General features: G+C 62.7%; 1 protein-coding gene and 1 pseudogene. Both read left to right on the top strand.

Annotated features, from left to right (window positions below; genetic code table 11):
* Window positions 1-446 precede the first annotated feature (446 nt).
* Window positions 447-1061 (top strand): hypothetical protein, encoded by a 615-nt coding sequence (locus tag ABZX30_RS38175; protein ID WP_355943067.1) that lies wholly within the window; start codon window positions 447-449, stop codon window positions 1059-1061.
* Window positions 1049-1335, top strand: a pseudogene (locus ABZX30_RS38170) (hypothetical protein); the annotation flags it as partial. The gene ABZX30_RS38175 and the pseudogene ABZX30_RS38170, both read left to right, overlap by 13 nt.

The following is a 1335-nucleotide window of genomic DNA, read 5'->3' as shown; positions in this document are numbered from 1 at the left end:
CGGGCAGCGACGGCAAGGGTGACACCCTGCCCGACGGCACCTTCGGCGCGACCCAGAATGTCGTGGTGCAGGAGATCCAGGCCGTCAACCGGTAAGCCACGGGGGGCCTGAACGACACCGGCTGCTTGGTCCTCGAGCGCATGAGAGCCGAGAGTGCCAAGGAAGACGGATACCTCGCCGCTACGCTTACATGTTCGGGGCAGCGTGACATCGAGTGCGATGAAGGTGGTAGTGACAAACTGGTGTGCGTAGGCGAGTGAAAGTACCGCGGTGGCGCTGTTGCAATATCAGGAGACGGCACCGACCCCGGACCACACCAATCCGCTCTGGTGCCCCAACTGGCAGCCTGGATAGCGTATCGACTGCTTCACCGACCCCAGCAGCGAGACCAGGAGACCACCGTGACCCGCCGCCCCCGCCCGATCCCGACAGCCGCCGCCGCTGCGATGGCCGCGCTTCTCCTTGCCGGTTGTGGCGGGGGTGGGGGCGGCGGATCGAAGGGCAACGACAAGATCGCGGGAGCGGACACGGGTGGCTCAGCGTCGGCTTCGCCCAGTGGCAGTGCGACGACTACCACTGGACGGCCGAAGATCGCCTTCCCTTCCGACGCCAAGAATGTGTTCGACAACTGGAAGACGGGCGATGGCGTGGAGGATGCCGTTCTCGCCGACAGTGCTCTCAGCGTAAATTCTGTGGACGAGGCGATTTTCAAGGGGTCCACCAGCACCAAGGCGCTCGGCTTCTACAACACAGGGAAAGCCCTGAGTGACTCGATCGCCTACGTGCAGGGATACATCAAGAAGCATCACACCTGGATCGGCGAGACTCGGTACTTCGACGCCAAGGTGAGCGTATCCGGCGCCAAGAAGGCGTATGTCACCTATTGCTCCGACGAGAGCAAGTCTTACATCAAGGAGAAGAAGACCGGCAAAGTAAAGAACGTGCCGACGACTGCAGATAGCTACGTTCTCTACCACACCGCGCTCGCCAAGAACGCCGCAGACGTTTGGCAGACCACTGATGTCGCGTCCAACCGGGGGGCCAAGGAATGCCAACCGTAACAAAATTGGCCAGGGTCGCTACTGTTCTGTCGATCATCTCCGTTCCGTTCTTCGCGCTCAACACCGCGTACGCCAGTGGGCGAGGGGAGGATGGAAGCCGCGGGCACACGGAAGAACACGGCAACGCCACCGGTGACGGAGCGCTCTCCTCAACCGTCGGCGTCATCGTCTATGACCGTTCGAAGAACGGTTCCGGCGCCTCGGTGGGTCCCGTAACCTCCACCACTTCCTGGGCTCCGCCGGCGTGCTGGTACGCGCCGAAGTACACGCCGGC

The organism is Streptomyces sp. NPDC004542 (assembly GCF_040610035.1).
Classification (GTDB): domain Bacteria; phylum Actinomycetota; class Actinomycetes; order Streptomycetales; family Streptomycetaceae; genus Streptomyces.
This window is presented reverse-complemented; position numbering and strand designations above follow the sequence as displayed.